The sequence below is a fragment of the Microcystis sp. M109S1 genome, from assembly GCF_020247025.1.
GTDB lineage: Bacteria > Cyanobacteriota > Cyanobacteriia > Cyanobacteriales > Microcystaceae > Microcystis.
This window is the reverse complement of record NZ_JADBRW010000218.1, coordinates 1-6,336: the sequence shown is the minus strand read 5'-3', so window position 1 is coordinate 6,336 and position 6,336 is coordinate 1. Positions and strand designations below refer to the sequence as shown.

The 6,336-nt window shown below is 42.7% G+C and carries 4 protein-coding genes and 2 pseudogenes; 4 read left to right on the top strand and 2 right to left on the bottom strand.

Going from position 1 to position 6,336, the window contains the following annotated elements:
- Positions 1 to 140 precede the first annotated feature (140 nt).
- Positions 141 to 1,295: pseudogene (locus IM322_RS10915) on the top strand (O-linked N-acetylglucosamine transferase, SPINDLY family protein); the annotation flags it as partial.
- Between the two features lie 112 nt (positions 1,296 to 1,407).
- Here the strand turns inward: IM322_RS10915 and IM322_RS10910 are convergent.
- A pseudogene (locus IM322_RS10910) lies at positions 1,408 to 1,852 on the bottom strand (transposase family protein); the annotation flags it as partial.
- 209 nt (positions 1,853 to 2,061) lie between these two features.
- Between IM322_RS10910 and IM322_RS10905 the strand changes: the two are divergent.
- The 3 genes from IM322_RS10905 (at position 2,062) to IM322_RS10895 (ending at position 5,151) form a co-directional block, all read left to right on the top strand.
- On the top strand, positions 2,062 to 2,868 hold the full coding sequence (locus IM322_RS10905) for a creatininase family protein (protein ID WP_286826387.1): 807 nt from the start codon (positions 2,062 to 2,064) through the stop codon (positions 2,866 to 2,868).
- Between the two features lie 336 nt (positions 2,869 to 3,204).
- Positions 3,205 to 3,654 (top strand): nucleoside-diphosphate kinase, encoded by a 450-nt coding sequence (ndk, locus tag IM322_RS10900; protein WP_002780036.1) that lies wholly within the window; start codon positions 3,205 to 3,207, stop codon positions 3,652 to 3,654.
- 123 nt (positions 3,655 to 3,777) lie between these two features.
- Positions 3,778 to 5,151: an HD domain-containing phosphohydrolase gene (locus tag IM322_RS10895; protein ID WP_287676041.1), complete on the top strand. Its 1,374-nt coding sequence runs from the start codon at positions 3,778 to 3,780 to the stop codon at positions 5,149 to 5,151.
- A 2-nt stretch (positions 5,152 to 5,153) separates the two neighbouring features.
- On the opposite strand, the gene hpnH is transcribed toward IM322_RS10895, so the two are convergent.
- Entirely contained in the window at positions 5,154 to 6,170 is a 1,017-nt protein-coding gene (gene hpnH / locus IM322_RS10890) for an adenosyl-hopene transferase HpnH (RefSeq protein ID WP_286826385.1), read from the bottom strand.
- Between the last annotated feature and the right edge of the window lie 166 nt (positions 6,171 to 6,336).

The window sequence follows — 6,336 nt, the reverse complement described above, 5'->3', positions numbered from 1 at the left end:
GTTCGGGGTTTGTTAGGCCATAATGACTGGCAAAACCAGAGATTCGGTCGCCTTGTGCAGGTCAAAGCCTGAGTTGCCCATCGAATTTTAGACCTAACTCCTCGGAATTTGAGAACTCTATCAACATGCGATTACCCTGTAAAATAGCCTCGGTTAACTTTCCTAATTGGGTGAAAAACCTAACCATGCCTACGGGAAAAATTCGCCTTGGCTATATTTCTGCTCACTTGCGTCATCACACGGTAGCGAAACTGTTTCAAGGATGGTTGCAGTGGCGAAATCGAGAACAATTTGAAATTTATTGTTATGGAATAGATATTAATAACACTTTCGATAATTTTACGAGAGAATATCAAGAGCAAAGTGATTATTTTTATCAGTTTGATAATTTAGTTAATATGGAAAGAATTGCCCAACATATTTTAGATAATCAGTTACATATTCTGGTTTATTTAGATATTGGTATGGATGCTCGTACTACCCAACTAGCAGGATTGCGTTTAGCTCCAGTACAATGTGTAACTTGGGGACATCCAATCACCTCAGGATTACCAACCATTGATTATTTTATCTCCAGTGAATTAATGGAACCCGCGGAGGGAGATAATCACTACAGTGAAAAATTAATTCGCTTATCTAATTTAGGTATTGCCTATCCCAAACCTTCCCTTCCTCCCCAGAGAAAAACTCGTTTAGATATGGGATTAGCCGAGGATAAAATCATCTATTTAAACTGTCAAAGTTTATTTAAATATCTGCCAGAAAATGACGAAATTTTTCCTAGAATTGCTCGACAAGTTCCCAACAGCCAATTTATTTTTATCTGCCATCGTAGCGAATTTGTCACCCATTGCTTTCAGTCGAGATTAAGTCAAGCTTTTAATAGGTATGGACTCAATTGGCAAGATTATGGGGTAATGATGCCACAATTAGAACAAAATGATTATTTTCAGCTTAACTTACTAGCAGACATCTATTTAGATAACTTAAGTTGGTCGGGAGGAAATACCACCCTCGAAGCCATTGCCTGTCAGCTGCCAGTTGTTACCTGTCCGGGGGAATTTATGCGCGGACGACATTCCTATGCTATCTTGAAAAAATTAGGCATAACCGAGACAATTGCTACGGATAAAAATCACTATATTGAAATTGCTATCCGTTTAGGTTTAGATAATCAATGGCGACAAACAATCAAAGATTATACTAAAGTGAATATCGATACAGTATTTAACGATCGAACCTCTGTAGAAAGTCTAGAAAGATTTTATCAATCTGTAGTAGGAGAAGGTAAATAAAACTTTAGGGTTACATAGGGTTTGCGGCAAAAAGTTTTTTGGGGTGTGGGGTATGGGGAAGAAAACCAGATAAAGTTCATTTTGTCAAGGATTTAAGATACTCTTACCCGGCGTTTAATCCTCTTTCCCAAGAATGATAAGGAGTAGTAAAATAAAAATCTGCTCCTAGTTTCTTCACGAGACTCTTGATGTCCACAAAATTCTTTGACCTTGTCACAAGGGTCGGTTTTTCTTTTGTCAGGGGGAATCTCTTGGAAAAGTTTTTCGGTGACAAGGGTTGATTTCCGATGCGGTTTTGTTCTTGGCCAATCCTGCCACGCTCCGGAATCCCACCACGCTTACTTTTACTTTTCCCCCCGCTTCGACTCTTTCTTTTTCCTCGTCTGGCCGCCTAGGTATTCTTGATGCTCTCCACAATCTCGATAGTTCTGATAGATCATTTGATAGATGGTTTCGTGACTGAGAGATTCTTGACCGGCTCTTTTCAGACGACCCGCATTGACAAAGCGACTGTTCAGTATTCCGAGAAAATCAAGCAGAACGGAAATTCCGCTCTCATAAAGATGAAGTGTAACCTAATTTGGTATCATCCCCAGACGACCGGCTACTGTTGCCTGTTCCCTAAAACCAGAGACTTCGTACCTCACCATTAAGATAAATGCTATATAAAAAAGACGATTGGCAACCTTGCCAAGAATTAGTGATAAAATTACAACATAAACAGTAATTTTTCCTCTAACCATAATCCCTCACCCCCAATAAAATTATGATGCACGGTTTTATTCCCCCACATCGTTATTTTCCCTATCTTACTTGGACAGATATAGATTCAATGCCGGATAAGGAAAATGTGGTAATTATTCAACCCATCGGTGCGATCGAACAACACGGACCCCATCTACCTATTGCCGTCGATGCTGCCATTAGTTTAGGGGTTTTAGGCAAAGCTTTCGAGAAATTAGATACAAACATCGCCGCTTTCGCTTTACCCTGTCTCTACTACGGAAAATCTAACGAACACTGGTCTTTCCCCGGCACGATTACCCTCTCGGCAGCAACCTTATTAACCCTCATTCAAGAGATAGCTGAAAGTCTCTATCGTTCGGGTTTTCGCAAGTTAGTATTAATGAACTCCCACGGCGGGCAACCGCAAGTTATGGAAATTGCCGCTAGGGATATTCATCAACAATATCCCGATTTTTTAGTATTTCCTTTTTTCACTTGGCGAGTTCCCCACAATGCGGCTGCATTATTCTCGGAATATGAATTAGAATACGGTATTCATGCAGGAGATGTGGAAACTAGCATTATGTTATCATTACTGCCAGAACAGGTAAAAATTGAGCGGGCCGTCCGAGAATATCCTCAAGGTTTGCCAGAAAATAGTTTGTTAACTATGGAGGGAAAATTACCCTTTGCTTGGTTAACTAAGGAATTAACTAAAAGTGGAGTGATGGGAGATGCTACTAATGCAAGTAAAGAAAAAGGCGATCGATTATTAGAATCCGTTGCTAATGGTTTGGTAGAGGTGATCGCTGATGTTTATCAATTCCGTCAACCGAAGTTATATTAATAGAAGATTAATTAGGGTTTGCTGAATAAATCTAAAAACATTGTTCGATAAGACTTTTAGACTTTTTGTCAATCCAAAAGTGCCAGCGATTGGAGTGATTGGGGGGAAAATTCAGGGACTTTTTCCCTGAAAATTAGGTAATTGACCCCCTCAAAATGGTTAAAACCCTACACCCCACACCCTACACCCACGAAAAACTTTTTGCCGCAAACCCTAAATCGGACAGCAAGCTAACTCAGCAATTTAAGCGAAAACTCTGCCATTCTCTAGGATGCCATTCCGGGTTAATCTGGGTTTCGGACGCAATTTTTCGATGACTAAATTTTAAGAGGCAGTATGGAACGCACTTTCTTAATGATTAAACCCGACGGTGTGCAGCGCAATCTGGTGGGGGAAATTATTCAACGCTTTGAAACTAAAGGTTTTACGCTGGTTGGGTTGAAAATGATGCAGGTTTCTAGCGAATTAGCGGAAAAACACTACGCTGTTCATAAGGAAAGACCCTTTTTCCGTTCGTTAGTCGATTTTATTACCTCCTCCCCCGTGGTGGCCATGGTTTGGCAAGGAGAAGGAGTAATTGCCTCCGCTAGAAAAATTATTGGTGCCACTAATCCCCTCAATGCTGAACCGGGTACGATTCGCGGTGATTTTGGCATTAGTGTCGGACGCAATCTTATCCATGGGTCCGATGGTCCAGATACCGCCAAAGATGAAGTTAGTCTCTGGTTTAGCGATGCAGAATTAGCTAATTGGACTCCCGCAATCACTCCCTGGGTGGTAGAATAAACCCCTTTGAGGCAGTCAGGAGCCGGTCGTCAGGAGACAGGAGACAGGAGATTGCTTTTATTTATTCTCCCTTCTCCCCTCTCCCTTCTCCCCATTTCCCCAACCCCCTAATATTCGGAAATTATGACCGTAGAATCCAGCTTACAACAGTTAAAAATAGCTTCATCGGGACGATTACCCAGCAGTTACGGGGTCTATTTTAAGAATACCCTTGTGGCCCTCTGTCATGCTCTTGAAGATCATATCTTGCAAACTAGCAGCTCAGATAGTACAAATAAACCACTGGTCTTAGTCACCTTTCAACAGGGAAAATGGTATTTACAGGAAGCAGAGCGCTATTTAGATATCGCTCGCTCTTCTCGTCATATTGCGATCGCTGCCGTGGCCGATAGTGGTTTTTCTGAGCATAAAACCGGCAGTTTAGAGAATGTTTCGCTAGTCAACTTAGATAATAGCGATAGTTTGGTTAATGAGTGGAATTTAATCATTCTTTCCCCCGATTACGCCTCCATGGTACTCTGTCATGAGTTATCCCCAGAAGAATACCGGTCCGATAGTCAACCCCAAATAGACACGGAGCGAAAATTCTACGGTTTATGGACATTCGATCGCGATTTAGTCGAAAAAGCCGCTAGGATCTTAATTGAGCGTCTGCATCCCTATAATCCCAGTCTAGCGGCCGATTTAAGCAGACAACAGCAGGAAATTAGTCAAAATATTAATCCCATTCCCACGGATTTAACGGGAGTAGTCTCTCGCATTGTCACCTATCTGCAAACCAGTCAACAGCAGTTAGTCACCGTCAGCAGACAAACGCGAGAATTAAGCGACTTAGAAGGACAAGCATCCCGTTTAAATAAAAATTTAGCCGCTAATAAACTGCAAGCTTTTCTAAGAATGGCTCAAAAGGTCGATGAAAGAGATATTGATAATCCCCTTGCTTCCCTACAGGTGGCCGCTTTAGCGGAAATGTTGGGACAATTGCTCGATTTACCCACCCTGAGATTGCGACGCTTACGATTAGCCGGTTTATTATACCGCATCGGTCTAGCGGAGGCTCCGATCGAAGTTTTTAGACAGCGTGCCAGTCAGTTAGAGGGAGCAAATGCGTTATTTTGGCGGGATAGATCGGTGTTAGGCGCACAATTACTCGCCACTATGCCCGAATTAGCCCCAATTCAACAGATTATTTACCATGAGTTTGAATACTGGGATGGTAGCGGTGTTCCCAACGGCTTAAAAGGGGAAGAAATCAGCCTAGAGTCGAGAATTTTAGGATTATCAGCCTATTTTCAGGAATTAACTCAACCGCGAGGCGACCGACTAGCTCTAGATTTAGGAGAGGCCCTAGAGCGCTGTCAAAATTATAGCGGGATTCGTTTCGATCCCGCTTTGGTAGAAAAATTAAGTTCGGTAATTCGTCTGTGCGAAATGGGATGGATGCAATTACCCGATCGCCCTAGTCAAGTCCCCGCCGTCTGGTTAGAATCAGTTTAGGACTAGACTCCGATGAGACTCTGCATGGCACGTCCCATATTAGCCAGTTTAAAAGCTGCCATGGCCGCGGTCGGTTCGTAGCCGCAATGTACCATACAATCGGCACATTGAGGATTGCCACTGGCCCGACCGTAGTTATCCCAATTGGTTTCTGCTAAAAGTTCCCGAAAGCTTTTGTAATGACCTTCGTTGAGCAGATAACAGGGTTTTTGCCATCCTAAAAGACTATAGCTAGGACTACCCCAAGGAGTGCATTCATAGTCTTGTTCACCGATGAGAAAATCGAGAAAGAGAGGATTATGGTTAAAATTCCACTTTTTCTGCCCTGATTTCCAGGGTGAGAGAATTTCTCGGAATAAAGCTCTAGTTTGCTCCCGTTTCAAGAAACTGTCTTGATCAGGGGCCCACTCATAACTGTAACCGGGGGAAATCATCATGCCATCGATGCCCAAAGTAGCGAGAAAATCGAAAAATTCCTGCATTTCTCGCGGTTCTGTGCCTTCAAAAACCGTGGTATTAGTAGTAACCCGAAAACCTCTCGCTTTCGCCGCTTTAATCCCTTGTACTGCCTTATCGAATACTCCCTCTCGATCCACACAGCGATCGTGATGTGCTTTTAAACCGTCCAGATGGACGCTAAAGGTAAGATAGGGTGAAGGAGTAAATTTATCCAGGCTTTTCTCCAATAACAGGGCATTGGTGCAGAGATAGACAAATTTTTTTCTGTCCACTAAACCCTTGACAATTTCATCGATTTGTGGGTGTAAAAGCGGCTCGCCCCCGGGGATGGAAACCACCGGAACCCCGCATTCTTCCACCGCTGCGAAACATTCTGCCGGGGTGAGATGATTGCGGAGGATTTCCGGGGGATGTTGAATCTTACCGCAGCCAGTACAGGCTAAATTACAGCGAAATAGAGGTTCTAGCATTAAAACTAAGGGAAAACGCTTTTTCCCTGCTAGACGCTGTTTCAAGATATAGGAAGCAACCACTAAAGCTTGTTGCAGTTGGACAGCCATTTGCTCACACCAAAAGGATTCTAAGTAATTAGGGTCTGCTGAATAAATCTAAAAACCTTGTTGGGTAAGACTTTTAGACTTTTTGTCAATCAAAAAGTACCGGACTGGGAGTGATCAGGGGGAAAATTCAGGTACTTTTTCCCTGAAAATTAGGTAGTTGACCACC

Excerpts from the sequence above, each read along its gene's own strand:
- IM322_RS10905 (WP_286826387.1), top strand. The coding sequence starts at position 2,062 with ATGATGCACGGTTTTATTCCCCCACATCGTTATTTTCCCTATCTTACT.
- ndk (WP_002780036.1), top strand. The coding sequence starts at position 3,205 with ATGGAACGCACTTTCTTAATGATTAAACCCGACGGTGTGCAGCGCAAT.
- IM322_RS10895 (WP_287676041.1), top strand. The coding sequence starts at position 3,778 with ATGACCGTAGAATCCAGCTTACAACAGTTAAAAATAGCTTCATCGGGA.
- hpnH (WP_286826385.1), bottom strand. The coding sequence starts at position 6,170 with ATGGCTGTCCAACTGCAACAAGCTTTAGTGGTTGCTTCCTATATCTTG.